At 71.8% G+C, this 24,530-nt stretch carries 19 protein-coding genes; 7 read left to right on the top strand and 12 right to left on the bottom strand.

The genetic code is table 11. The annotated features are described in order from the left end of the window. Window positions 1-8: 8 nt before the first annotated feature. From murG to rsmH, 9 genes are all read right to left on the bottom strand, one after another. On the bottom strand, window positions 9-1,103 hold the full coding sequence (murG, locus tag ACFT9I_RS36095; RefSeq protein ID WP_354608651.1) for an undecaprenyldiphospho-muramoylpentapeptide beta-N-acetylglucosaminyltransferase: 1,095 nt from the start codon (window positions 1,101-1,103) through the stop codon (window positions 9-11). A 6-nt stretch (window positions 1,104-1,109) separates the two neighbouring features. Further along, window positions 1,110-2,618: a putative lipid II flippase FtsW gene (gene ftsW / locus ACFT9I_RS36090; RefSeq protein ID WP_382571553.1), complete on the bottom strand. Its 1,509-nt coding sequence runs from the start codon at window positions 2,616-2,618 to the stop codon at window positions 1,110-1,112. Between the two features lie 85 nt (window positions 2,619-2,703). Further along, a complete protein-coding gene (murD, locus tag ACFT9I_RS36085; protein WP_382571551.1) occupies window positions 2,704-4,167 on the bottom strand; it encodes a UDP-N-acetylmuramoyl-L-alanine--D-glutamate ligase in 1,464 nt (487 codons plus the stop codon). Further along, entirely contained in the window at window positions 4,164-5,234 is a 1,071-nt protein-coding gene (gene mraY, locus ACFT9I_RS36080; protein ID WP_382571549.1) for a phospho-N-acetylmuramoyl-pentapeptide-transferase, read from the bottom strand. The genes murD and mraY overlap by 4 nt, the downstream gene beginning before the upstream one ends. Next, window positions 5,231-6,661, bottom strand: a complete 1,431-nt coding sequence (murF, locus tag ACFT9I_RS36075) for a UDP-N-acetylmuramoyl-tripeptide--D-alanyl-D-alanine ligase (RefSeq protein WP_382571547.1) — start codon at window positions 6,659-6,661, stop codon at window positions 5,231-5,233. Before murF ends, mraY begins: the two co-directional genes overlap by 4 nt. 187 nt (window positions 6,662-6,848) lie before the next feature. Beyond that, window positions 6,849-8,582, bottom strand: coding sequence for a UDP-N-acetylmuramoyl-L-alanyl-D-glutamate--2,6-diaminopimelate ligase (locus ACFT9I_RS36070; RefSeq protein ID WP_382571545.1), 1,734 nt, complete (start codon window positions 8,580-8,582; stop codon window positions 6,849-6,851). 16 nt (window positions 8,583-8,598) lie between these two features. Then, on the bottom strand, window positions 8,599-10,647 hold the full coding sequence (locus ACFT9I_RS36065; RefSeq protein WP_382571544.1) for a peptidoglycan D,D-transpeptidase FtsI family protein: 2,049 nt from the start codon (window positions 10,645-10,647) through the stop codon (window positions 8,599-8,601). Window positions 10,648-10,651: 4 nt separating this feature from the next. Beyond that, window positions 10,652-11,281 carry a septum formation initiator gene (locus ACFT9I_RS36060; protein WP_382571542.1) on the bottom strand — a complete coding sequence of 210 codons (630 nt, stop codon included), beginning with the start codon at window positions 11,279-11,281 and terminating at the stop codon, window positions 10,652-10,654. Beyond that, a complete protein-coding gene (rsmH, locus tag ACFT9I_RS36055) occupies window positions 11,278-12,234 on the bottom strand; it encodes a 16S rRNA (cytosine(1402)-N(4))-methyltransferase RsmH (protein ID WP_382571541.1) in 957 nt (318 codons plus the stop codon). The genes ACFT9I_RS36060 and rsmH overlap by 4 nt, the downstream gene beginning before the upstream one ends. A gap of 500 nt (window positions 12,235-12,734) precedes the next feature. On the opposite strand from rsmH, the gene ACFT9I_RS36050 reads away from it, so the two are divergent. The 4 genes from ACFT9I_RS36050 to ACFT9I_RS36035 all read left to right on the top strand — a co-directional run bounded on the left by ACFT9I_RS36050 (window position 12,735) and on the right by ACFT9I_RS36035 (window position 18,318). Then, complete coding sequence (locus ACFT9I_RS36050) at window positions 12,735-13,298, top strand: beta-class carbonic anhydrase (protein WP_382571539.1); 564 nt, start codon at window positions 12,735-12,737, stop codon at window positions 13,296-13,298. Window positions 13,299-13,502: 204 nt separating this feature from the next. Continuing rightward, entirely contained in the window at window positions 13,503-14,540 is a 1,038-nt protein-coding gene (locus tag ACFT9I_RS36045; protein ID WP_382571537.1) for an AAA family ATPase, read from the top strand. Then, a complete protein-coding gene (locus ACFT9I_RS36040; RefSeq protein ID WP_382571535.1) occupies window positions 14,540-15,898 on the top strand; it encodes a DUF58 domain-containing protein in 1,359 nt (452 codons plus the stop codon). The genes ACFT9I_RS36045 and ACFT9I_RS36040 overlap by 1 nt, the downstream gene beginning before the upstream one ends. Further along, window positions 15,895-18,318 (top strand): DUF3488 and DUF4129 domain-containing transglutaminase family protein, encoded by a 2,424-nt coding sequence (locus tag ACFT9I_RS36035; RefSeq protein ID WP_382571534.1) that lies wholly within the window; start codon window positions 15,895-15,897, stop codon window positions 18,316-18,318. Before ACFT9I_RS36040 ends, ACFT9I_RS36035 begins: the two co-directional genes overlap by 4 nt. 260 nt (window positions 18,319-18,578) lie before the next feature. Here ACFT9I_RS36035 and ACFT9I_RS36030 read toward each other — a convergent pair whose 3' ends face one another. The 3 genes from ACFT9I_RS36030 to ACFT9I_RS36020 all read right to left on the bottom strand — a co-directional run bounded on the left by ACFT9I_RS36030 (window position 18,579) and on the right by ACFT9I_RS36020 (window position 20,681). Next, entirely contained in the window at window positions 18,579-18,974 is a 396-nt protein-coding gene (locus ACFT9I_RS36030; RefSeq protein ID WP_354607508.1) for a DUF3040 domain-containing protein, read from the bottom strand. 285 nt (window positions 18,975-19,259) lie between these two features. Then, window positions 19,260-20,045, bottom strand: coding sequence for a methyltransferase (locus ACFT9I_RS36025; protein ID WP_382571533.1), 786 nt, complete (start codon window positions 20,043-20,045; stop codon window positions 19,260-19,262). 93 nt (window positions 20,046-20,138) lie between these two features. Further along, on the bottom strand, window positions 20,139-20,681 hold the full coding sequence (locus ACFT9I_RS36020; RefSeq protein ID WP_382571531.1) for an SAV_6107 family HEPN domain-containing protein: 543 nt from the start codon (window positions 20,679-20,681) through the stop codon (window positions 20,139-20,141). A gap of 160 nt (window positions 20,682-20,841) precedes the next feature. Between ACFT9I_RS36020 and ACFT9I_RS36015 the strand changes: the two genes are divergently transcribed. From ACFT9I_RS36015 to ACFT9I_RS36005, 3 genes are read left to right on the top strand one after another with little or no spacing between them, the layout of a single operon-like run. After that, complete coding sequence (locus tag ACFT9I_RS36015; RefSeq protein WP_382571530.1) at window positions 20,842-21,741, top strand: ATP-binding cassette domain-containing protein; 900 nt, start codon at window positions 20,842-20,844, stop codon at window positions 21,739-21,741. After that, window positions 21,713-23,800 (top strand): YhgE/Pip family protein, encoded by a 2,088-nt coding sequence (locus ACFT9I_RS36010; RefSeq protein ID WP_382571529.1) that lies wholly within the window; start codon window positions 21,713-21,715, stop codon window positions 23,798-23,800. Before ACFT9I_RS36015 ends, ACFT9I_RS36010 begins: the two co-directional genes overlap by 29 nt. A 38-nt stretch (window positions 23,801-23,838) precedes the next feature. Beyond that, complete coding sequence (locus ACFT9I_RS36005) at window positions 23,839-24,447, top strand: TetR/AcrR family transcriptional regulator (RefSeq protein ID WP_382571527.1); 609 nt, start codon at window positions 23,839-23,841, stop codon at window positions 24,445-24,447. Window positions 24,448-24,530: the final 83 nt, after the last annotated feature.

The following is a 24,530-nucleotide window of genomic DNA, read 5'->3' as shown; positions in this document are numbered from 1 at the left end:
CTGCCTCCCTATGCCTGACGGCGCGCTGCGACCGCCTCGTACACCATGCCGACGAGCAGCTCGTCCGCGTCCCTGCGGCCGAACTCGGCGGCCGCGCGGGACATCTCGTACAGCCGGTGCGGATCGGACAGCACCGGCAGCACATGGCCCTGGACCCATTCGGGTGTCAGTTCGGCGTCGTCGACCAGCAGTCCGCCGCCCGCCTTCACCACCGGCTGGGCGTTGAGCCGCTGTTCACCGTTGCCGACGGGCAGCGGTACGTAGGCGGCCGGGAGCCCGACGGCGGAGAGTTCGGCGACGGTCATCGCGCCGGCGCGGCAGAGCATCATGTCCGCCGCGGCGTAGGCGAGATCCATCCGGTCCACATACGGTACCGGGATGTAGGGCGGCATTCCCGGCATGTTGTCCACGCGCGGCATTTCGTTCTTCGGTCCGACCGCGTGCAGGATCTGGATCCCGGAGCGCTGGAGCAGCGGCGCGGCCTGCTGGACCACCTCGTTGAGCCTGCGGGCGCCCTGCGAGCCGCCGGAGACCAGCAGCGTCGGCAGGTTGGGGTCGAGCCCGAACGCGGCGCGCGCCTCGGGACGGACCCGCGCCCGGTCGAGGGTGGCGATGGTGCGGCGCAGCGGGATGCCGATGTAGCGGGCGCCGCGCAGCTTGCTGTCCGGGGTGGAGACGGCGACGGCCGCCGCGTACCGCGAGCCGATCTTGTTGGCGAGGCCGGGGCGGGCGTTGGCCTCGTGCACGACGATCGGCACCCCGAGCCGCTTGGCGGCGAGATAGCCGGGCAGCGCGACGTAGCCGCCGAAGCCGACGACGCAGTCCGCCTTCGTACGCTCCAGGATCTGCTCGGCGGCCTTGATGGTGCCGCGCAGCCGGCCGGGGACGGTGATCAGTTCAGGGGTGGGTCTGCGCGGCAGCGGGACGGCGGGGATGAGGGCCAGTTCGTACCCCCGCTCGGGTACCAGCCTGGTCTCGAGTCCGCGCTCCGTGCCGAGGGCCGTGATCCCCACGGTGGGGTCCTGCCTCCGCAGGGCGTCCGCGAGGGCGAGCGCGGGCTCGATGTGGCCGGCGGTCCCCCCACCGGCGAGTACGACATGCACCGAAATTCACCGCTCTCCGGACGGACGCTTTGTGACGCGCCGTCTCATCGTCTTCCATCTCACGCCGGGCCTTCGCATGGCCAGCGCCGCTTTCGCGGCGGGATCCTCTCGCGCGAACGCGATCAGCAGCCCGACAGCGAACATGGTCGGCAGCAGGGCTGACCCTCCGTAGGAGAACAGCGGGAGCGGGACTCCGGCGATCGGCAGGAGACCGAGCACCGCGCCGACGTTGACCACGGCCTGCGCCGTGATCCACGTGGTCACGCCTCCCGCGGCGTACCTCACGAAGGGGTCCTCCGTGCGTCCGGCCACGCGGATACCCGCATAGCCTAGAGCCGCGAACAGGGCGAGCACCGACAGCGTCCCCGCCAGCCCCAGTTCCTCCCCGGTGATGGCGAAGATGAAGTCGGTGTGAGGTTCCGGGAGTTGACCCCATTTTTCCACACTCGCGCCGAGTCCGGAACCGAACCATCCGCCGGAGGCCAGCGCGTAGATGCCGTGCACGGCCTGCCAGCACTGGTCGTTCGGACCGGGGTCCGTCGCGCCGATGCAGGCGAGCCTGGACATACGGTTGGAACTGGTCTTGATGAGGATGAAACCGAGGGTGAGGGCCACGCCGAGTACGGCGCCGAAGAGGCGGGTGGGCGCCCCCGCCAGCCACAGCAGTCCGAAGAGGATCGCGGTGAGGATGATGGCGGTGCCCATGTCGCCGCCGAGCATGATCAGACCGAGCAGCATGAAGGCGACCGGCACGAGCGGCACCAGCAGATGCTTCCACTGGGTCAGCAGCCGCTTGTCCTGTTTGCGGGCGAGCAGATCGGCGCCCCACAGGATCAGCGCCAGCTTGCCGAATTCGCTGGGCTGAAGCTGGAAGGGACCACCGAGGTAGATCCAGTTCTGGTTGCCGTTGACCGCGTGCCCTATCCCCGGGACCTGCACGAGGACCATCAGGAAGACGGCGCCGACGAGCAGCGGGTAGGACAGCGCGCGGTGCAGTTTGCCGGGCATCCGGGAGGCGAGCAGCATCAGTCCGGAGCCGATGACGGCGGCCAGGAACTGTTTGCGGAAGAAATACGAGCCGGGCAGCGAGAGCTCCAGCGCCTTGATCATCGAGGCGCTGTAGACCATCACCAGACCGAGCACGGTGAGCAGCAGGCCGGCGCCGAAGATCAGGTAGTACGCGGTGAGCGGCCGGTCCCAGGCGCGGCGGGCCCGCTCGTACATCCGTCGCACCCTGTTGCCGCGCGGCGGGCGGGGTGGCCGGACGCCGGGTCCGGCGGCCCTGCCACGTACGGCGGGAGCGCGTCGTACGGCCGCTCCTGGGGTCCGGCCGCGCAGGGCGAGGCCCGGCGGCCACGCGGGCCCCGTGGCGGCGCCGGTGGCCACTCCCGGCAGCGCGAGGGGCGGCGGGGCGAGGGACGGCGGGGCGAGGGACGGTACGGCGGCGAGGAACCGCTTCCGTACCGAAGGACGCGCGGTGCGCGGGCCCGTGCCCGCGGTGTCGTCGGCCGGCATCTTCGCTGTCCCCTCCAGTCGTGCGCGGCACGTCCGGCCGGTGGGGCTGTCGCGGCTCGCGCTCGCCGGCCTTCTCGCCGGTCGGTCAGGCGTGCTCGGCGGCGAGTGCGCGGACCGCGTCCGCGAACGCCTCGCCCCGCTTGTTGTAGTTGACGAACATGTCCATCGAGGCACAGGCCGGAGCCATCAGGACGGTGTCCCCGGTCTTCGCGAGGCGCGCCGCCGCACGGACCGCGGCCGACATCGCCCCAGTGTCCGTCTGTTCGAGGTCCACCACCGGGACTTCGGGGGCGTGTCGCGCGAGGGCTTCGGCGATCAGCGCCCGGTCGCGGCCGATGAGGACCACGCCGCGCAGCCGCTTCGCCGACTTCTCGACCAGCTCGTCGAAGGACGCGCCCTTGGCGAGACCGCCGGCGATCCAGACGATCGGGTCGTAGGCCGCCAGTGAGGCCTCGGTGGCATGGGTGTTGGTGGCCTTGGAGTCGTCGATGTAGCTGACGCCCGCGATGTCCGCGACGTGTTCGATGCGGTGCGGGTCCGGGCGGAAGGCGCGCAGTCCGTCGCGTACGGCGGCGGGTGCGACGCCGTAGGCGCGGGCGAGGGCCGCCGCCGCGAGGGCGTTGGCGATGTTGTGCGGGGCGGGCGGGTTGACGTCCCCGACCTCGGCGAGTTCCTGCGCCTGCGCGGTGCGGTTCTCGACGAAGGCCCGGTCGACCAGGAGGCCTTCCACGACGCCGAGTTGGGAGGGGCCGGGGGTGCCGAGGGTGAAGCCGATCGCGCGGCAGCCCTCCTCGACGTCGGCCTGGCGCACCAGGTCCTCGGTCACCTTGTCGGCGACGTTGTAGACGCAGGCGACGGTGTTCCCCTCGTAGATCCGGCCCTTGTCGGCGGTGTACGCCTCCATGGAGCCGTGCCAGTCGAGGTGGTCGGGCGCGATGTTGAGGACGGCGGCGGAGTGGGCGCGCAGGCTCGGCGCCCAGTGGAGCTGGTAGCTGGAGAGTTCGACGGCGAGGACGTCGTACTTCTCCCGGCCGTTCTCGTCGGGCAGGACGGCGTCGAGGAGCGAGACGCCGATGTTGCCGACGGCCTCGGTGCGCAGGCCCGCCGCGCGGAGGATCGCGGCGAGCATGCGGACGGTCGTGGTCTTGCCGTTGGTGCCGGTGACGGCCAGCCAGGGTGCCGCGTCGGGCCCCCTGAGCTGCCAGGCCAGTTCGACGTCCCCCCAGATCGGTACGCCGGCTTCGGCGGCGGCCAGGAAGAGGGGTTTGCCGGGCTGCCAGCCGGGCGTGGTGACGACGAGTTCGGTTCCCTCGGGGAGGGTCGCGCCGTCGCCGAGCCGTACGGTGACGCCGATGGCGGCCAGTTCGGCGGCCTGGGTACGGGCGCGCTCGTCGTCGCCGTCGTTGACGACCGTGACGTCGGCGCCCAGGTCCCGCAGCGCGCGGGCCGCCGGGATCCCGGAGACCCCGAGACCGGCGACGGTGACGCGCTTGCCGTGCCAACGGTCCCGGGGGTCGGCCGACGGTCCGGCCGGCTGACGGTCGGTCACTTGTCGGCCGCCCAGCCCGCGTAGAAGAGTCCGAGTCCGACGATCACGCACATGCCCTGGATGATCCAGAAGCGGACCACGACAAGGACTTCGGACCACCCCTTGAGTTCGAAGTGATGCTGGAGCGGGGCCATCCGGAAGACGCGCTTGCCGGTCAGGCGGAACGAGCCGACCTGGATCACCACGGACATGGTGATGAGGGCGAAGAGGCCGCCGAGGAGGGCGATCAGGAGTTCCGTACGGGAGCAGATGGCGAGGCCCGCGAGGGCGCCGCCGAGCGCGAGCGAGCCGGTGTCGCCCATGAAAATCTTGGCGGGTGAGGTGTTCCACCACAGGAAGCCGAAGCAGGAGCCCATGAGGGCCGAGGCGACGACTGCGAGGTCGAGCGGATCTCGTACCTCGAAACAGGCGTCGGGGTTGGTCAGGGTCAGCGCGTTGGCGCAGGACTCCTGGAACTGCCAGAGGCCGATGAAGGTGTACGCGCCGAAGACCATCACCGACGCGCCGGTGGCCAGGCCGTCCAGACCGTCCGTCAGGTTCACGCCGTTGGACATGGCGAGAATCATGAACAGCGCCCAGACCACGAACAGCACCGGTCCGATGGACCAGCCGAAGTCCGTGACGAAGGACAGCCGGGTGGAGGCCGGGGTGTTGCCGCGGAGGTCGGCGAACTGGAGCGAGAGCACCGCGAAGGTGATGCCGACGATCAGCTGTCCGGCCATCTTCGCCTTGGCCCGCAGGCCCAGCGAACGCTGTTTGACGATTTTGATGTAGTCGTCGAGGAAGCCGACCAGGCCCATCCCCGCCATCAGGAACAGGACCAGCACACCGGAGAACCTCGGGTCCTCGCCGGTGATCACCTTCGCCAGGGCGTAGGCGATCAGGGTGGCGAGGATGAAGGCGATGCCACCCATGGTGGGCGTGCCCTGCTTGCTGCCGTGGCTGCGCGGGCCGTCGTCCCGGATGAACTGGCCGTAGCCCTTGCGGGCCAGCAGCTTGATCAGCAGCGGCGTACCGATCAGGGTCAGGAAGAGCCCGATGGCTCCCGCGAAGAGGATTTGCCTCATCGGCCGGAGACCTCACCCTCGACTGCGTTCTCGAGCAGTGCCTGGGCGACCCGCTCCAGTCCGGCCGACCTGGAAGCCTTCACCAGCACGACGTCTCCCGAACGCAGTTCACTGCGCAACAGATCGACCGCCGCCTGCGCGTCGGACACGTGCACCGACTCCTCACCCCACGAACCCTCGTTGTAGGCGCCCAGTCGCAGCCAGGACGCTTCCCTGCCCCCGACTGCGACGAGCTTGCTGACGTTGAGCCGGACGGCGAGCCGTCCGACCGCGTCGTGCTCGGCGAGCGCCTCGTCACCGAGTTCGGCCATCGGGCCGAGCACCGCCCACGTGCGTCCGCCGGTTTCCCTGGCGGCACCGCCCATGGCGACCAGCGCGCGGAGCGCTGCTCGCATGGAGTCGGGGTTCGCGTTGTAGGCGTCGTTGACGATCGTCACGCCGTCCGCGCGCTCGGTGACCTCCATACGCCAGCGGGAGAGGGTTTCCGCCTCGGAGAGCGCCAGGGCGATCTCGTCGACGGACATGCCCAACTCATGGGCGACGGCGGTCGCGGCGAGCGCGTTCGACACGTGATGCTCACCGTACAGCCGCAGCGTCAGGTCCCTGCACCCGGTGGGTGTTCGAAGGCGGAAGGAGGGTCTGCCGAGGGGGTCGACGTGGACGTTCTCTGCCCGTACGTCTGCTTCGTCTGACTCTCCGAACAGCACCACCCGTGCCTTGGTGCGGGTGGTCATCGCGCGTACGAGGGGGTCGTCGGCGTTCAGGACGGCCACACCGCCTTCCTCGGCGGGCGGCAGCGACTCGACCATCTCGCCCTTGGCCTGGGCGATCTGCTCGCGGCCGCCGAACTCGCCGATGTGGGCGGTGCCGACGTTCAGTACGAGGCCGATCCTCGGCGGGACGAGTCCGGTGAGGTAGCGGATGTCCCCGATGTAGCGGGCGCCCATCTCCAGGACGAGGAAACGGGTGTCCTCGGCGACGCGCAGGGCGGTGAGCGGGAGTCCGATCTCGTTGTTGAGGTTGCCGTCGGGCCAGACGGTCGGGCCCGCGCGCCGCAGGAGTTGGGCGATGAGGTCCTTGGTGCTGGTCTTGCCCGACGATCCGGTGAGCGCGACGGTCGTGGCGCCGGTGCGCTCCACGACGGCGCGTGCGAGGGCGCCGAGGGCCTGGACGACGTCCTCGACGACGATGGCGGGGACGCCGAGGGGCCGGACGGCCAGCACGGCCGCGGCGCCCGCCTCGACGGCCTTGCGGGCGTAGTCGTGGCCGTCGACGTTCTCGCCGGCGAACGCGACGAAGAGGCTGCCGTCCGCCACCTGGCGGGAGTCGATGACGACGGGGCCGGTGACCTGGACGGCCGGATCCGGTATGTCGTACGACTGCCCGCCGACGATGGTGGCGATCTCGGCGAGGGAGAGGGTGATCACTGGGACCGTCCTGCGATTGGAGGGCGGGTGATGGACGGGGCCGCGCCGGGCGCCGGCGGGGCGACGGATGGGCGGGCGGCCTGCGGGGCGAGGGGTGGGCGGGGAGCCGACGGGGCGACCGGCGACGGGGAGGCCGGGCGGCGGCCCGCGGCCCCCGCCTCCGTCATCCGGTCGCCGGACGGTCCCCTCATCCCTGACCGGGGCTCTCGGTCGAGCCGGTGCCCTCGGTCTCGCGGCGACAGGAGCGCTCGATGGCCTCGCGCAGCACCTGACGGTCGTCGAAGGCGCGTACCACCCCGGCGATGTCCTGGCCCTGTTCGTGGCCCTTGCCGGCGATCAGGACGGTGTCGCCCTCGCCCGCGCGGGAGACCACGGAGGCGATGGCCGCCGCGCGGTCGGCGTCGACCAGGACGTCGCCGCGCTCGTGGATGGGCACCTCGGCGGCGCCCGCGAGCATCGCGGCGAGGATCGCGAGCGGGTCCTCCGAGCGCGGGTTGTCCGAGGTCAGTACGGCGGTGTCGGCGAGCCGGGCGGCCGCCGCGCCCATCGAGGGGCGCTTGGACTGGTCGCGGTCGCCGCCGCAGCCCAGGACGACATGCACCTTCCCCTTGGTGACCTTGCGCAGGGAGCGCAGGACCGATTCGACGGCGTCCGTCTTGTGCGCGTAGTCGACGACGGCGAGGTACGGCTGGCCGACGTCGACGCGCTCCAGCCGGCCGGGGACACCGGGGACGGACGCGATGCCGTCGGCGGCGACCTGGGGGTCGATTCCGGCCACGGCGAGGGTGACGACGGCGGCCAGGGTGTTCGCGACGTTGAAGGGGCCCGGCAGCGGGGCCTCCGCGCGGATCCGCTCACCCTTGGGGCTGACGACGGTGAAGGTGCTGCCGTGCGAGCCGACCTCGACGTTCTCGGCACGCCAGTCGGCGTCGGGGTGGCCCTCGGCGGAGAAGGTCGTGACGGGCACGCCCGCCTCGTCGACGAGCCGGCGGCCGTACTCGTCGTCGAAGTTGACGACGCCGACCCGGCTGCGCTCGGGGGTGAACAGCCGCGCCTTGGCCTGGAAGTAGTCCTCCATGCCGGAGTGGAACTCCATGTGCTCCGGGCTGAGGTTGTTGAAGACGGCGATGTCGAAGACACAGCCGTCGACCCGGCCGAGCACCAGCGCATGGCTGGAAACCTCCATCGCGACGGAGTCGACGCCGCGCTCGCGCATGACGGCGAGGAGCGCCTGCAGGTCGGTGGCCTCGGGGGTGGTGCGCTCGGACTTGATGCGCTCGTCGCCGATGCGCATCTCGACGGTGCCGATGAGCCCGGTGTGGTGTCCGGCGCCGCGCAGTCCGCCCTCGACGAGGTACGCCGTGGTGGTCTTGCCGGACGTGCCGGTGATGCCGATCTGGAGCAGGCCGGCGCCGGGGTGGCCGTAGATCTGGGCGGCCAGTTCACCCATGCTGCCCCGTGGGTCGGGGGTGACCAGCACCGGCAGACCGGTCGCGGCGGCGCGTTCGGCGCCCGCCGGGTCGGTCAGGATCGCCGCCGCGCCGAGGTCGGCGGCCTGGGCGGCGAAGTCGGCGCCGTGGAAGCGGGCGCCGGGCAGGGCGGCGTACACGTCCCCGGCGCGTACCGCTCGCGAGTCGTGGGTGATGCCGGTCGCCGCCCCGTCGGCCGGGGCCTCGGCACCCAGCCGGGCGGCCAGGTCCACGAGTGAGGTCGGCACGACCTGGTTCGGGCGGGGCGCTCCGGGATGGTTCACGGGCGCGTCCTTTGTGGCGGTTCGGTACTGATCTGCGTGGGGCACGGCGGTGAGCGTACCGGGCTCACCGGGCCGCGGGCCAAGTGAGGGGCGCCCGGTGCCGGAGCCGTCTGGTGGGGTGACGGACGGGCCGTCGTGGTTCCCCGAGTCGGGGGTGATCGTTGTCACTGGGGCGTTCCCTGGGTCACTCGCCGGGCTTGAACTCGACCGGCAGCGGATCGGACTTCTTGCCGGTCGGTGGGACCTGGAGGCTCTTGAGAGCGAACTCCATGACCTCCTTGTAGATGGGGCCGCAGATCTGGCCGCCGAAGTAGCTGCCCTTGGTCGGGTTCTGGATGGCGCAGTAGACGGTGATCTGCGGGTCGTCGGCGGGCGCGAAGCCCGCGAAGGACGCGGTGTAGCCCTTGTAGCGGCCGGTCTCGGGATCGACTCGGTTGGCCGTTCCCGTCTTGCCTGCGACGCGGTAGCCGGGGATCCGGGCCTTGGTGCCGGTGCCCGCCTCGTCGCCGACGACCGATTCGAGCATGGTCGAGAGCGTTTTCGCCGTCTTCTCGCTGACGACGCGCGTCTTCTTCGGGGCGGTCGCGGGGGTGAAGCGGCCGTCGGGGCCCTGGGTGCCGCGGATCAGGGTGGGTTCGATCCGTACGCCTCCGTTGGCGATGGTCGAGTAGACCGACGCCGCCTGCATGGCGTTGACCGACAGTCCCTGGCCGAAGGGGATCGTGTACTGCTGCGAGGTCGACCAGTCCTTCGGATCGGCCAGGATGCCCTGGGTCTCGCCGGGATAGTCGAGGCCCGTGGGGCTGCCGATGCCGAATTTACGCAGGTAGGAGTGGAGGACCTGGTTGGCCTGGGGCTGTGTCTTGCCGAGCTGTCCGGTCGCCAGGATGGTGCCGATGTTGCTGGACTTGGCGAGTACCCCGTTGAGCGTCAGATACCAGGTGGGGTGGTCGATGTCGTCCTTGAAGAGGCGGTCGCCGCGGTGCAGCCGGTTGGGCACGGTGACATGGGTGCCGGGGACGGCGGCCTGCTCCTCCAGGACGGCGGCCATGGACATGACCTTGCTGGTGGAGCCCGGTTCGAACGCGTCCTGGAGCGCGGCGTTGCCCATGCTGGTGCCGTCGGCCTGCGAGAGGTCGTTGGGGTCGAAGCCGGGGGCGTTGGCCATGGCGAGCACCTCGCCCGTCCGGGTGTTCTGCACTATCACGTAGCCGCGGTCGGCCTTGGACTCGGTGACCTGGTCGGAGATGGCCCGCTGGGCGGCCCACTGGATGTCCCGGTCGATGGTCAGCTCGATGTCCGTGCCGGGGACGGCGGGGGTCTCCTTGGAGCCCGCCGTGGGGACGCGACGGCCGCCGGAGTGGGCGTAGGTGATCTCGCCGTCCTGGCCGGACAGCTTCTTGTCGAGCATGGACTCCACGCCGCCGCCTCCGTGGCCGGCGGCGTTGACGTAGCCCAGTATCCCGGCCGCGAGGTCCCCGTTGGGGTACACGCGCTTGCTGCTGGGCTCCTGGAAGACCCCGGCGAGGACGCTGGCGGGTGCTTCGTCGCCCTTGCCGCCCTTGGCGGTGCGCGCCTTCTCGGCCTTCTCGGCGAGGACGGACTTGAGGTCGCTGATCTGGTTCCAGACCTGGGGGGTCCGGCGGTGGGCGAGCACCGTGAAGCGGGACTTGGGGGCCGAGAGCTGCTTGGCGAGCGTCTCGGGGTCCTTGTCGAGGATCGGGGCGAGGAGCGCGGCGGCCTGCTCGGGGGCGTCGGGGACGTTGCTGTCCTCGGGGGTGAACATCTTCGGGTCGGCCGTGATGTCGTGCGCGTCGACGCTGGTGGCGAGGGCGACACCGGCGCGGTCGGTGATGTCGCCGCGCTCGGCGGCCAGCGTGACGCTCGTGAAGCGGTTCTTCTCCGCCTTGGCGGTGTACGCGCTCGCGTCGACCGCCTGGACCTGGAGCAGCCGGACGACGAAGACCAGCATGACGAGCGTCAGTCCGAGGCTGACCAGGCGGAGCCGGGGGCGGTGGTTGCCGAGCCGGATGCGGTGCGGGGGGCGGGCGCCGCCGGGGCGCGGGCGGCCCTGGTCGGGGCGGCGCGGGCGACCGGAGGGCCGGGGCGCGGGGCGCTGCGAGGAACGGTCCGCGGACCGCTCGGCGTTACGAGAGGCGGGCCGGGGGCGCCCGCCGCTCCCGGAGCGCGCGGGGCCGGGGACCCGGCGGCGCGGTGGTTGCTCGGGGGGCACTGCGTCACCTGCCGGAGGTCGTCGGGGTGGGTGTGCCGGACGTCGGTCCGGGCCTGGGCGCGGTGGAGGGCGCGCCGCGCGAGCCCGCCGGGGCGGACGGGGTGCTCGACGGGGCGCCGGACGTGGGCCCTCCTGAGGAGGACGGGGCCGTCGGCGCGCCTGTGGTCGACGCCGACGGTGTCACGGACGGTGCGAGCGAGGCGGGCAGGCTCGGGGCGACGGGCGGGACGGCTTCCATGGCGGACGGCGCGGTGTACGGGAGCGCGTCGGCCTCGGAGGGGACGCCGCTGATCCGGCCGTCCGGGGCCAGGAAGGCGGGGCTGCCGCCGGGCACCATGCCGAGCTGCCGCGCGCGGCGCTGGAGCGCGTCGGGCGCCGAGAGGTTGTCCACGTCCCGCTGGAGCGCCTGCTGCTCGTCGGTCAGGTCGGTGGTCTGCTTCCTGAGCTCGCTCAGCCTGAACGACCCCGTGTTGAGCGAGGAGTTCAGCAGGAGCAGCGTGATCAGCCCGCCGCCGAGGAGGAGAACGACCAGCAGGACGAAGGGCGTACGCGCCGCGGTGCTCGGCCCGGTCGTCGGCAGCAGCCGGGCGAGCCGTGCGGCGCGCCCCCTCAGCTGCCTGGCCGGTCCGCTCACCGCACGTCCTCCCGGATCCGCTCCGCGCCGCGCAGCCGGGCGGGGGCGGCCCGGCGGTTCTCGGCGACCTCTTCCTCGGTGGGCAGTTCGGCGCCGCGCGTCAGGAGTTTGAGCCTCGGCTGGTAGCGCTCGGGCACGACGGGCAGGCCGGGCGGCGCGGTGTTGGCGGCGCCGGCCGCGAAGACCTGCTTGACCAGGCGGTCTTCGAGGGAGTGGTAGGCGAGTACGGCGATACGGCCGCCGACGGCGAGGGACGCCACGGCGGCCGGGACGGCCGCCTCCACCGAGGACAGCTCGCCGTTGACCTCGATGCGCAGGGCCTGGAAGGTGCGCTTGGCGGGGTTGCCGCCGGTGCGCTTGGCGGCCTGCGGCAGCGCGTCACGGATGAGTTCGACCAGCCGGGCGCTGTTGGTGAAGGGCTCGACGGCGCGTTCCCTGACGACCGCCGACACGATGCGCTTGGCCTGCTTCTCCTCGCCGTACGCCCGCAGGATCCGCACCAGTTCGCCCGGTGGGTAGGTGTTGAGGACCTCGGCCGCGCTCATCCCGGCCGACTGGTCCATGCGCATGTCGAGGGGTGCGTCCTGGGCGTACGCGAACCCCCGCTCCGCCTCGTCGAGTTGCATGGACGAGACGCCGAGGTCGAAGAGCACGCCCTGGACGTGCGGGATGCCCAGCCGGTCGAGCACGTCGGGGAGTTCGTCGTAGACGGCGTGCACGAGGGTGGCGCGGTCGCCGAACGGGGCCAGGCGCTCGCCGGAGAGCCGTAGCGCCTCCTTGTCCCGGTCGAGCGCGACCAGCCGCGCGGCGGGGAAGGTGCTGAGCAGCGCCTCGCTGTGGCCGCCGAGACCGAGGGTGCAGTCGACGACGACGGCGCCGGGTTCGGCGAGGGCGGGGGCGAGCAGCTTGAGGCACCGGTCGAGCATCACCGGGACGTGCCGGGTGGCGGTCATACCCGGGCCTCGCGGGGCCCGCCGTGCGGGCGGACGGCGCTCTTGGTCAGACACGGCCTGGTTCGCTGGCTGCGCTCGCTCATGCGCCCTCTCAGGTCCGGCGTGGATGTACGTACCGCCGAGCGTGAGGAGGCCTGGGGCGTGTTCTGACAACACGCCCCAGCCGCACGTACGCCGCACACGCGGGGGGAATTCGGGGAGTGTTCCGGTAAGTGTTCGGGATGTCCGTGAACTTCGCGTCACTTTAGTCCACAGGTCCCCTCGGTCAATCAACCGGCCAGCGCGTCGCCCGGCCCGCTGCGGGCGGACCGCCGGCGAGGATCTTGTGAAGATCCCGACGGGGCGACAACACGATCACGCGCAATCGAAAACGGCGTTCATCACCCGTTCGCCCCGCCGGGCTTCACCTGTGTGGCTTACCTCACACCGAGCCTCGTTGACGATGTTTGTCCCGTCGCACAGCAGGCTCCCGGCGCCGGTGAGCATTACCGTCTATAGGTATGTCGACTTCCGCGCACCTTCCCGCCGAGTCCGCCCAGGCCCCCGCCGGTGCGGCCCGTACCGACGGCACGGTCACCGATCGACTCGTGGACGCCAACCGGCGTTACGCCAGTGGCTTCGAGGACCCGGGCATGGACGCCCGCCCCGTGCTCCGCGTCGCCGTGGTCGCCTGCATGGACGCCCGTCTCGACCTGCACGACGCGCTGGGCCTGGAGCTCGGCGACTGTCATACGATCCGCAACGCGGGCGGTGTCGTCACCGACGACGTCATACGCTCACTCACCATCAGCCAGCGGGCGCTCAAGACCCGCAGTGTCGTACTCATCCATCACACCGGCTGTGGCCTGGAGTCCATCACCGAGGAGTTCAGGCACGAACTGGAAATGGAGGTCGGGCAGCGTCCGGCCTGGGCCGTGGAGTCCTTCAGGGACGTGGACCAGGATGTACGGCAGTCGATGCAGCGGGTGCGGACATCACCGTTCCTCCTGCACACCGACGACGTACGAGGTTTTGTCTTCGACGTGTCGACCGGCCTTCTGCGGGAAATCGACCCCACGGACTGACCGCGCCACCCGCACCAGAAACACGGCAACTCCGGCAATTCACACCCACTTATCCACAGGCGAGTGACACGAAGCGGTAACGGCTACAAGAATGCGTGAGTGAGCGCGGCGCTCCGGAACCTTCCGGACGCGGCGTCCGTATTTCGGGGTGGGCCGGGCCGTGAGAAGAGCCTCGGCCCGTATGAACGGGCCGAGGAGGGCCGGGTGACGACCTATGACGATCGAGCGAGCCTCACAGATCTGACCACCACAGCGGAGCGTGTCCGCGCATCGGTGGAGGGTGTGATCGAGGGCAAGCCTGAGGTCGTACGGCTTTCGCTGACAGTGCTGCTCGCCGAGGGACATCTGCTCATCGAAGATGTCCCCGGCGTCGGCAAGACGATGCTGGCGAAGACGCTGGCACGCTCCATCGACTGCTCGGTGCGGCGTATCCAGTTCACGCCTGACCTGTTGCCCTCGGACATCACCGGGGTCTCCATCTACGACCAGCAGCGGCGCGACTTCGAATTCAAGCCCGGAGCGATCTTCGCGCAGATCGTGATCGGCGACGAGATCAACCGCGCCTCGCCCAAGACGCAGTCGGCGCTGCTGGAATCGATGGAGGAGCGCCAGGTCACCATCGACGGGCAGACGTACGAACTGCCCAGCCCCTTCATGGTGGTGGCGACGCAGAACCCGGTCGAGATGGAGGGCACCTATCCGCTGCCCGAGGCGCAGCGCGACCGTTTCATGGCCAGGGTCTCCATCGGCTATCCCAGCGCGGAGGCCGAGTTGGAGATGCTGGACGTGCACGGCGGGATCTCGCCGCTGGACGACCTCCAGCCGGTGGCCCACGCGCACGACATCGTGAAGCTGATCGACGCCGTCCGGAAGGTCCATGTGGCCGACTCCGTGCGGCGGTACGCGGTGGAGCTGGTCGGGGCCACCCGTAATCACCCGGATCTCAGACTGGGCGCCTCACCGCGCGCGACGCTGCATCTGCTGCGCGCGGCGAAGGCGTCCGCCGCCCTGAGCGGCCGGGAGTACGCGCTGCCGGACGACGTGCAGGCGCTGGCGGTCGCGGTGCTCGCGCACCGGCTGCTGCCGACCGCGCAGGCACAGCTCAACCGCCAGACCGCCGAGCAGGTGGTGCAGGAGATCCTCCAGCGCATCCCGGTGCCGACGGCCGACGGCGGCCGACAGGCTCCCGTGGCCGCCGCACCGCTCTACGACCGGCAGCAGCCGGGCGTCCGGCGGCTGTGATGGAGCCCGGCGCCGCCCCCTCGGGCACCGAGGACAAGGGCGGGCTGCGGGCGGCGCTGGGCGGTCTCACCACTCGCGGCCGGTCCTTCTTCGCCGCCGGCGTCGCGGCGGCGGTCTGCGCCTACGTCCTCGGCCAGGCGGATCTGCTCCGGGTGGGCATGCTCCTGGCCGTCCTGCCGCTGGTCTGTGTGGGCGTGCTGTACCGCACGCGCTACCGGGTCGCCGGCAGCAGGCGGCTCTCGCCGTCCCGGGTGCCCGCGGGCTCCGAGTCCCGTGTCCATCTGCGGATGGACAACGTGTCGCGGCTGCCCACCGGTCTGCTGATGCTCCAGGACCATGTGCCGTACGTGCTGGGTCCGCGCCCCCGGTTCGTCCTGGACCGGGTGGAGGCGGGCGGGCGCCGTGAGGTCTCCTACCGGGTGCGGTCGGACCTGCGCGGGCGCTATCCGCTGGGGCCGCTCCAGCTGCGGCTGAGCGACCCGTTCGGGATGTGCGAGCTGACGCGCTCCTTCAGCGCCCACGACACCCTGACCGTCATCCCGCGCACCGAGCCGCTGCCACCGGTCCGGCTGGCGGGAGCGACGGCCGGGTACGGCGACGGGCGGCAGCGCTCGCTGTCGCTGGCCGGCGAGGACGACGTCATCCCGCGCGGCTACCGGCACGGCGACGACCTGCGCCGGGTGCACTGGCGCTCCACGGCGCGCTACGGCGAGCTGATGGTGCGTCGCGAGGAGCAGCCGCAGCGGGCCAGATGCACGGTGCTGCTCGACACCCGGCGGCTCGCCTACCAGGGCGCCGGCCCCGACTCGGCCTTCGAGTGGGCGGTGTCGGGCGCGGCGTCCGCGCTGGTGCACATGCTGGAACGGGGCTTCGCCGTACGGCTGTTGACGGACACCGGGAGTTCGGTGCCCGGCGAGGGCGCCGACGGGTTCGCCGGCTCGACACAGGAGTCCGCCGACGCGGCCGGACTGATGATGGACACGCTCGCCGTCGTCGACCACTCCGACGGAGCGGGCCTGTCCCGCGCGTACGACGTGCTGCGCGGCGGGACCGAGGGGCTGCTGATCGCCTTCCTCGGTGATCTCGACGAGGAGCAGACCGCGGTGGCTGGCCGGATGCGGCACCGCAGCGGCGCCGCGGTGGCGTTCGTCCTGGACAGCTCCGGCTGGCTCCAGGACGACGGCGAACCGCCCGCGCGGGTCCGGGACCGGCTGCGGCAGCTGCGCGAGTCCGGCTGGACCGCCCTGGCGGTGCCGGCCGGGGTCGCGCTCCCCGACCTGTGGCAGCAGGCGGCACAACAGCGCACCGAGACGGGTGCGACACAGGGCTCGGCAGGCTTCTCCGGAGGATGGTCATGAGCGGTCGCGCGAGGCTGGCGCTGTGCGCGTTCGCCGCCACGCTGACGTCGGCGGGCGCGCTGCTGCCACTGGTTCAGGACAAGGGCTGGTTCGCCCAGGCGGCGTTCATGCTGGCGGTCCTGGTCGGGGTGGGTGCGCTCGGCCGGCGGGTTCCGCTGGCCAGGACGCTGACCGTGGCGCTCCAGGCGGTCGTCGGGCTGCTGATGCTCACGGTGGTGTTCGCCTCGGAGTACGCCGTGTTCGGCCTGCTGCCCGGCCCGGAGGTCTTCCTGCGCTTCGGCGAGCTGCTGAACGCGGGCGGCGAGGACGTCGGGCGGTACGCGATCCCGGCGCCGGCGAGCGACGGCATCAAGCTGATGCTGGTCGGCGGGGTGCTGGTCATCGGTCTCGCCGTGGACGTGCTCGCCGTGACGTTCCGCAGCGCGGCGCCGGCCGGGCTGCCGCTGCTGGCCCTGTACTCGGTCGCCGCCGGTCTCTCCGGTGACGGCGCCTCCTGGCTGTGGTTCCTGCTCGCGGCCGGCGGCTATCTGCTGTTGCTGCTGGCCGAGGGCCGGGACCGGCTCTCGCAGTGGGGCCGGGTCTTCGGCGGCGCTCCCCGCGCGCCGGGGCGTACGGCCGCCGGGATGGACACCGGGGGCGCGGCCACGGCCCCGATCCGCACGGGCCACCGTATCGGTGTGATGGCGCTGGGAATCGCGCTCGTCGTGCCCGCCGCGCTGCCGTCGTTGGACGGCGGACTGCTCAACGGCACGGGGAACGGGGCTGGTTCGGGCCTGGGCGGTGGCACGATCTCCGCCGTCAATCCGCTGGTGTCGCTCCAGGACAACCTCAACCAGCCCGAGGACCGGGAGGCGTTGCGGTATCAGACGAACGCGGAGAACACCCAGAATCTGTATCTGCGGATCATGGCGCTGGACGACTTCGACGGTACGTCCTGGCGGTTCTCCCAGCGCAGCGTCGAGGACGTGCCGGACAGGCTCCCCGACCCGCCCGGTCTGAGCGGCGACGTCAGCACCACCGAGATCAGGACGAGTATCTCCGCCGCCGATTGGTACCGGCAGAACTATCTGCCGATGCCCTATCCGGCGTCGGAGGTGGACATCGAGGGCCGCTGGCGCTTCGAACCGAGCGGCCGGACCCTGGTCGGCGACCGGGGCGAGACGACGCAAGGCGCGCGGTACCAGGTCAGCAGCCTGCTGGTGGAGCCGACGCGCGAGCAGCTCGCGGCGGCGCCGCCGCCCCCCGACTCGCTGGTGCGGGAGTACACCAAGGTGCCGGGCAATCTGCCGGCGGAGGTGGCGTCCACCGCGCGTGAGGTGACCGCCGGCGCGGCGAACAACTACGAGAGGGCGGTCAGGCTCCAGGACTGGTTCGCCGTGGACGGCGGCTTCACGTACGACACGCAGGTCGCGTCCGGCACGGGCGTCACGGCCATCAGCCGCTTCCTCAGGGAGAAGGAGGGCTTCTGCGTCCACTTCTCGTTCTCCATGGCGGCGATGGCCCGCACGCTGGGCATTCCGGCGCGGGTGGCGGTGGGCTTCACACCGGGCACCCCGCAGTCGGACGGCACGATGTCCGTCGGGCTGCGTGACGCGCACGCCTGGCCCGAGCTGTACTTCGAGGGTGTCGGCTGGACCCGCTTCGAGCCGACGCCGAGCCGGGGCAGCGCACCGGACTACACGATTCCGGAGGCGCCCTCGGGCGACGCGAGCGATCCGGCGCAGCCCGAGGCGAGCACGTCCTCCGCGCCGAACTCGTCGCCGTCCGCCTCGGAGAGCTGCCCGCCCCAGGCCGCCAGGATCGGCGACTGCGGCACGAGCGCCCCGGCGGGGGCGCTGCCTCCGACGGACTCGGGGACATCCGCCGGGACGATCATCGGCATCACGCTGGGCGTCCTGGCCGTGCTGCTGGTGCCACTCCTGCCACTTCTGTGGCGCACCAGGATCCGGGCCCGGCGTCTCGGTTCCGGCGGCCGTACGGCCGCCGATGCCACGGCGCGCGTGCTGGGGGCCTGGCGGGAGATCGTCGACACGGCCTGGGACCACGGCATCCGTCCCGACGATTCGCAGACCCCGCGTAGGACAGCGGCTCGGATCGTGCGGCTGGGGCGGCTGGAGGGCGAGGCCGCCGATGCCGTGCACCGGGTGGCGCGTGCGGTGGAGCAGGTGCTGTACGCGCCGGAGCCACGGCCCGTCACGGGTCTCGCCGACGACGTCCGGCGGGTACGCGTGGGCCTGGGCGAAGCGGTGGGCCGCTGGACGCGGCAGCGCGCGCTTCTCCTGCCGCGCTCGTCCATTCGGGTGATGTGGGGGCTGTCCGAGCGCTGGGCGGCCGTCACGGACCGCTGGGGAGTGCACCGCCTGGAGCTGGACCGCCGGTGGGCGGCGCTGCTCCGCAGGCCGTCCCGGCAGCGGAGCTGAGCCGACCGGGGCCGGTAAGGGGCCGGGGGCGGGGGTAGGAGGGCGGCTTTCGGCCCCGTACCCCCGCCCCCGTCGTATGTCCGGGGTCCGTGTGTGATCCGGGGCCCGGGGCGGGTCGGGCGGCTGGGTGGGGGCGCGGGACGGGCCCTTACGCGGAGACGGGTGAGGGGCGAACGCCGGAAAGCGTTCGCCCCTCAGTCGTACCTGCCGTGTCTTACGGCCGTTGCACCACTACTGCAAGATTGGGAACCTGGGCCGTACTACTGACCCTGCTCGTCACGACGACGCTGCCACCGCTGCTCGATCCGGTTCATGAACGAGCGGCGCTGCCGTGGTTGTCGGCGGTCGGCCGTGGCCTCGCCGGATGCCTGTTGCTCACCCGGTTTCGGGGCCTTGCGCCAGCCGGTGACCGCGAGAACCGCGCAGCCCAGCATGACGAGGAAACCCACCACGCCGATCCAGATCTGCTTGGCGACCATACCGGTCATGAGGAGCGCGATACCCACCAGAAAGCCAGCGACCGCCTGGTAGACCCGTCGCCGGGTGTACGTACGCAGCCCGCTTCCCTCAAGCGCTGTCGCGAACTTGGGATCTTCGGCGTACAGCGCTCGCTCCATTTGCTCGAGCATTCGCTGCTCGTGCTCCGAGAGCGGCACGGAGTCCTCCTAGTCGTCGGTCGCGGGGGGCGACCGGTATGCGGCCCCTTCAGGATAGGCAGGGAATCGCCCCCGTGAAACCCGCCCTCTACGCCATTTCGCCAATCCGGGCCGCCATGCCGACTCGGCCGTTGAGGCGTTGATTCCCCAACCGTCGACCCGTCATGCCGGAAGGCGTACCCCGATCATACGGCGCCGAACGCTTTGCCGGGGGGCCTGTGGCGCACTCCATGTGCAGCTGCGTTGCTGATCAGCCCCGCGATCAGTGCTCGGAGGCGTTCACTGTCAGGCCCGCTTCTCGCCCAGGAGGTGCAGCTGGCTCGCGACGGAGTGGAAGGAGGGCAGTTCCGCGGCGGCCGCCTCCAGCTTCAGAAGGGCGTCCAGAGCGCCCGGCTGAGTGTCCACCAGAACGCCCGGAACCAGGTCCGAGAAGACCCGGACGCCGTGGACCGCGCCCACGTCGACACCGGCCTTGTCGACCAGTTCGGTGAGCAGCTCGACGGTGAACCGCCTGGGGACCGGGTCACCTTCGCCCCAGCGGCCGGCCGGGTCCGTGAGCGCCTGCCGGGCCTCGGTGAAGTGCCCGGCGAGCGCCCTGGCGAGGACGGCGCCGCCGAGGCCCGCCGCGAGCAGGCTGAGCGCACCGGCGGGGCGCAGCGCCTCGACGGCGTTACGGACCCCCTCGGCCGGGTCGTCCACGTACTCCAGGACGCCGTGGCAGAGCACGGCGTCGTAACCGCCGCGCTCCACCACGTCGAACAGGCCGTGGATATCGCCCTGGACGCCGTTGACCCGGTCCGCGACCCCCGCCTCGGCGGCCCGGCGCTCCAGCGCGAACAGCGCGTTGGGGCTCGGGTCGACGACGGTCACCCGATGGCCCAGGCGGGCGACGGGCACGGCGAAGTTGCCCGTGCCGCCTCCGGTGTCGAGGACGTCCAGGCCCGCCGTACCCACCGCGGCGGCGCGGGTGTCGAGGGCGCGCTTGAGCACCTCCCAGACCACGGCGGTACGCAGGGAGCTACGGGGGCGCGACGGCGTCTCTCCACCGAAGGCAGGGGAAGGGTCCGACACGGCAGTTGACTCCTCGGCGCGGTGCCGCCCCTGGTCGCGGGGCGTGAACGGTGCAGGCTCCGCACAGCCTATTGCCTCCGTCGGCCGTCCCCGTCACCCAGCGGCGCCGCCCTTCTCCGCCTGTTCGGCCCGGGGCTGGGGCAGTACCGGTTCGAGCACGAGCAGCCGCTCCACGAGGCGCAGGAACATGGCCACGTCGCGCAGCAGGTCGTCGGCGTCGCGGCTGCTCGCCGCGCCGTCTATGCCGGCCTCGGCCCGCGCCCTGCGGGTGGCTCCGGAGGCGAACAGGGCGCTCCACTCGGACAGCTCGGGCACGATCTCGGGCAGCACTTCCCAGGCGCTCCTTATGCGCCTGCGGCGCGGGCCCGCCGTGGGCTCGGGCCGGCCCCGGGCGGCGAGGACCGCCGCCGCGGTGCGCAGGGCCGCCAGATGGGCCGTGGCATAGCGCTCGTTGGGTGCTTCGAGAGTGGCGGCCTCGTCCAGTCCCGAGCGGGCCTGGGCGAGCAGATCGAGGGCGGCGGGCGGCGCGGTCGCGCGCCTCTGGACGGGGTGGACATCGGTCGTGGCGCCGGTCAGTGAGGGGGCAGGGCCGCCTGTGCTTCGCCGGCGTGCGGCTGCGGCGTAGGAACTGGCCATGACGAACCTCCTGGTCGTCTCTGTGACGGCTCTGTGGCCGTATGTGTCCATCTTGGGGCACACCACTGACAATCGGTCCTGACCTGCGCTTTTGCTTCGTTCGCGCGTTCGGAGTAGCTTTTGCACTGACCAGTCAGTACAAAAGCTCTGGGGAGGGCGTATGAGAGCCGGGACGACCGCTGAGACCGCCGCTGAGGCGACCGACGTGGCGACGGCGGAACCGGCGGCGGAAGCGGCGGCGGAAGCGGCGGCGGGACCACACGGTGCCGCCGTCGTCGCCGAGGGGTTCGGGCTGAAGGGGCCGCGGGGCTGGGTCTTCCGGGATGTCCGCCTCGACGTACGCCCCGGCGGGATCCTCGCCGTCGAGGGCGCGTCCGGCACCGGCCGCACCTGCCTCCTGCTCGCGCTCACCGGGCGGATGCGCCCCACCGCCGGATTCGCGGAGGTCGACGGTCTCCGGGTGCCGCGCGCGATGGCCGCCGTGCGCCGTATCAGCGCGCTGGGCCCCGTCGCGGGCGTCAGCGAACTCGACCCGGCCCTGACCGTCGCCGAGCATCTGCGTGAACGGGCCCTGCTCCGGCGCAGGTTCGACACCTCCTTGGGAGGCTCGCTCCGCGCCCTGCTGCGGCCCCGCGCCGCACGCGCCGCCGAGGCGCGGAGCCGCAGGGACGACGCGCTGGCGGCCTCGGGACTCGACCTAGCGGACCTGCCCAAGGGCGGACGCACCTCCGTACGCGACCTGGAACGGCTGGAGGCGCTGCGCCTCTCCGTGGCCCTGGCGCTCATCGGCCGGCCACGCCTGCTCGCCGTCGACGATCTCGACCTCAAGCTCTCCGACACCGAACGGGCCGCCGCCTGGGACCTGTTGAGGTCCGTCGCGGCCGACGGCACGACCGTCGTCGCCGTCTGCGGCCAGGCGCCCGCCGGCATCGCCACCGTCCGCCCGGCGGACGCGCCTCGGCAGACCGACCGGGCGACCCACCCGAAGACCGGCCCGACAGAAGACACGACGACCGAGAAGGAGACGGCCGATGCGCTCGCCGAGACTGGCCGCGCTTGAGCTGAAGCGGTTCGGCAGGGGGCGGCTGCCGCGCGCCGCGATCGTCGCGATCACCCTGCTGCCGCTGCTGTACGGCGCGCTCTACCTGTGGTCCTTCTGGGACCCGTACGGCAGGCTCGACCGGATCCCCGTCGCGCTGGTCAACGAGGACAAGGGCGCCACCGCGTCCGGCGAGAAGCTGACCGCCGGCGACGACATCACCCGCGGCCTGCGGGAGAGCGAGGTCTTCGACTGGCACGAGGTGAGCGGCGCCGAGGCCCGCAAGGGCGTGGCGGACGGGTCGTACTACCTGTCGCTGACCATGCCCGCCGACTTCAGCCGGCGGATCGCCTCCAGCTCCGGTGACACGCCCGAGACGTCCGCGCTCCAGGTCCGTACGAACGACGCCAACAACTACATCGTCGGCCAGATCTCCCGGACCGTCTTCGGCGAGGTACGGACGGCGGCGTCGACCAAGGCCTCGCGTTCCTTCCTCGACCGGATCTTCATCTCCTTCTCCGGCATCCACGACGCGACGGAGAAGGCCGCCAAGGGCGCCGACAAGCTCAAGGGCGGCGTCAGCACGGCCAAGGAGGGCTCCAAGGACCTCGCGGCCGGTCTGAAGGACGCCAAGGCGGGCAGCGGCGAACTGGCGGGCGGCGTCAAGAAGCTCGACAAGGGCGCGGGAGACCTGGAGAAAGGCTCGCGGCAGGTCTCCGCCGGCACACAGTCCCTCGCCGACAAGGTCAACGGGGCGGCGGGGGGCCTGAGTCCGTATCTGAAGGACAACGGCGCGACGATCGCCGACACGGCCCGCCTGGTCGCCGACTCCTCCGGGGCGATGCGCGGCAACCTCGACGCCCTGGTGAAGGGCGCGCCCCTCGCGGCGACCGCCGCCCACGAGGCGTCCACCGACCTGTCGGACATCTACCGGACACGCTGCGAGGAGGCCGACGAGCCCGACCCGACCGCCTGCCCGCCGCTGGAGCGGGCCAGGACGGCGGCCGCGGACGCGGCCCGGGTGGCCGACGACGTCAACGCCCTCGTCAAGGACAACAGCGGCGATCTGACAAAGCTCGACGGACGGCTCGCGAAGCTCCAGGAGCAGGCGAACGCGCTGGCGAAGCGGGCCCCTCATCTGGACGACGACCTCAAGACGGCCGTGGCCAAGATCAACCAGCTCAACTCCGGCGCCAAGAAGGTCGCCAAGGGCGCCGACGAACTGCACACCGGGCTCACCACCGCCAAGAAGGGCTCCACCGACCTGGACGCCGGCGTGGAGAAGCTCGGAGCGGGCGCGACCAGCCTGGACGGCGGTCTCTTCAAGCTCGCCGACGGCTCCTCCGAGCTGGCCGCCGGACTGGACGACGGCGTCGGCAGGATCCCGGACTACGGCAAGAACGACCGCGACCTCCGTACGGAGGTGATGGCCGACCCCGTCCGGCTCGCCTCCCGTTCCACCCACGAGGCGCCCAACTACGGCACCGGTTTCGCCCCGTACTTCATCCCGCTCTCCCTCTGGGTCGGCGCGATGGTGGCGTACATGCTGATCCAGCCGCTCAACCGGCGCGCCCTCGCCGCCGGTGCCTCCGCGTGGCGGATCGCCGTCGCCGGCTGGCTCCCGGTGGTGGGCATCGGCCTGCTCCAGGTCGGCGCGCTCATGTCCGTACTGCACTGGGGACTCGGCCTCCAGCTGACCCGCGCCGTCGGCACGGTCGGCTTCCTGGCGTTGGTCACCTGCTGCTTCGCCGCCATCGTGCAGTGGCTGAACGCCCGCTTCGGCGCGGCGGGCCGGATCCTCGTCCTCGCCGTGCTGATGCTCCAGCTGACCTCGGCGGGCGGTACGTACCCCGTCCAGACGAGCCCCGGCTTCTTCAACGCCATCCACCCCTTCCTGCCGATGAGTTACGTGGTGGAGTCGCTGCGCGTCCTCATCACGGGCGGCGGGCTCGGGCCGGTGTGGCAGGGCTGTGCCGTACTCGCGGCGTTCACCGCGGGCGCGCTGACGCTGACCGCCGTCTCCGCGCGCCGCGGACAGGTGTGGACCGTGGACCGGCTCCATCCCGAATTGAGCCTGTGAGTCGGACGCGTACCCCAACACCTGTGAGAATCGGGCACATGGACAGGAGCAGCACCCGCCGCCAGGCCACCCGACAGAAGCTCTACGAGGCCGCGGTGACGCTCATCGCCGAACAGGGCTTCTCGGCGACGACCGTGGACGAGATCGCCGAACGCGCCGGAGTCGCCAAAGGCACGGTCTACTACAACTTCAAGAGCAAGACCGAGCTGTTCGAGGAGCTTCTGCGGCACGGCGTCGGACTGCTGACCGCCTCCCTCCAGGCCGCGGCCGACGAGACGGCGAAGCGCGACGGGACCAGCGTCGAGGCACTGGACGCCATGATCCGGGCGGGGCTCGCCTTCATCGACCGCTATCCGGCCTTCACTCAGCTGTACGTTGCCGAGCTCTGGCGGACCAACCGGGCGTGGCAGTCCACGCTGCTGGTGGTGCGCCAGCAGGCCGTCGCCGTCGTGGAGAAGGTGCTCCAGGAGGGGATCGACGGCGACGAGCTGAGCCGGGAGATCGACATTCCGCTGACGGCCGCGGCGCTGGTGGGGATGGTGCTGGTGGCGGCTCTGGACTGGCAGGCGTTCCAGCCGGAGCGGTCGCTCGACGACGTGCACTCGGCGCTCTCGCTGTTGCTGCACGGCCGGGTCGGCGGAGGGTGAGGGCGGCGAGACCGGCGAAAGACGGCCGAGAGACCGGCACATGGAAATGCGCCGCTCCGGTCGGGCTTCCTCACTCCAGGCCC

Origin of the sequence: Streptomyces sp. NPDC057137 (assembly GCF_042670825.1) — a bacterium.
In the GTDB taxonomy this organism is placed as follows: domain Bacteria; phylum Actinomycetota; class Actinomycetes; order Streptomycetales; family Streptomycetaceae; genus Streptomyces.
This window is presented reverse-complemented; position numbering and strand designations above follow the sequence as displayed.

Excerpts from the sequence above, each read along its gene's own strand:
- ftsW (WP_382571553.1), bottom strand. The coding sequence starts at position 2,618 with ATGCCGGCCGACGACACCGCGGGCACGGGCCCGCGCACCGCGCGTCCT.
- mraY (WP_382571549.1), bottom strand. The coding sequence starts at position 5,234 with ATGAGGCAAATCCTCTTCGCGGGAGCCATCGGGCTCTTCCTGACCCTG.
- ACFT9I_RS36040 (WP_382571535.1), top strand. The coding sequence starts at position 14,540 with ATGGAGCCCGGCGCCGCCCCCTCGGGCACCGAGGACAAGGGCGGGCTG.
- ACFT9I_RS36035 (WP_382571534.1), top strand. The coding sequence starts at position 15,895 with ATGAGCGGTCGCGCGAGGCTGGCGCTGTGCGCGTTCGCCGCCACGCTG.
- ACFT9I_RS36020 (WP_382571531.1), bottom strand. The coding sequence starts at position 20,681 with ATGGCCAGTTCCTACGCCGCAGCCGCACGCCGGCGAAGCACAGGCGGC.
- ACFT9I_RS36015 (WP_382571530.1), top strand. The coding sequence starts at position 20,842 with ATGAGAGCCGGGACGACCGCTGAGACCGCCGCTGAGGCGACCGACGTG.
- ACFT9I_RS36005 (WP_382571527.1), top strand. The coding sequence starts at position 23,839 with ATGGACAGGAGCAGCACCCGCCGCCAGGCCACCCGACAGAAGCTCTAC.
- ACFT9I_RS36050 (WP_382571539.1), top strand. The coding sequence starts at position 12,735 with ATGTCGACTTCCGCGCACCTTCCCGCCGAGTCCGCCCAGGCCCCCGCC.
- rsmH (WP_382571541.1), bottom strand. The coding sequence starts at position 12,234 with ATGACCGCCACCCGGCACGTCCCGGTGATGCTCGACCGGTGCCTCAAG.
- ACFT9I_RS36010 (WP_382571529.1), top strand. The coding sequence starts at position 21,713 with ATGCGCTCGCCGAGACTGGCCGCGCTTGAGCTGAAGCGGTTCGGCAGG.